Below are 606 nucleotides of genomic sequence, written 5' to 3'. Positions count from 1 at the left end.
GTCGTCGACCATGCTCTCGAGCATGTGGCTGAAGCGCCGCAGCGAATCCTCGGCGCGGTCGCGGCGGCGCTGCTCGTCGGCCAGCAGCCACAGCGCGCCGATGATCAGCGCGCAGCCGCCGGCCGCCAGCGCGACGATCAGCGCCGCGGTGCGCGCCTGCAGCCGCGCGGCGTCGGCGTCGCGGCGGACCAGGTGCTCGCGCTGCACGGCGGCGAGCGCATCGAGCTCGGCGCGGATCGCATCCATCGCGAGCTTGCCGTCCAGGTCGGTGCCGGCGCCGGCGGGTTCCACGTCGCCGCTGCGGCGCTTCAGCACATGGGCATCGGCGAGCGCGATGCGGCGTTGCACCAGGTCGTCGATGCGCTGGCGGACGGYGGCGAAGTCGCCGTGCGGCCCCGACGGCGTGGCCAGGTGCTGCATCAGGTCGGCATAGGTGTCGGGGAACTTCGCCTTGCCGCGCTCGTACGGCTCCAGGCTTTCGGTGCTGCCGCTGAGCAGGTAGCCGCGCTGGCCGGTCTCGATGTCGAGCAGCAGCGTGAGCGTCCTGTCGATCAGCCCGAGCGTCTGCTCGTCGCGCCGGCGCTCCTGGGCGTGGCCGGCCAGGTC

General features: G+C 73.7%; 1 protein-coding gene. It reads right to left on the bottom strand.

Annotated elements, in window-relative coordinates; genetic code table 11:
* Positions 1–606, bottom strand: a 606-nt coding sequence (locus AC1D12_RS34885) for a CHASE3 domain-containing protein (protein ID WP_477845611.1), incomplete at both ends; no start/stop codon positions are given.

The organism is Rhizobacter sp. P1_G5, from assembly GCF_056405435.1.
Note: the sequence above shows the minus strand (reverse complement) of the source record. Positions and strands in the feature narration are given on the sequence as shown.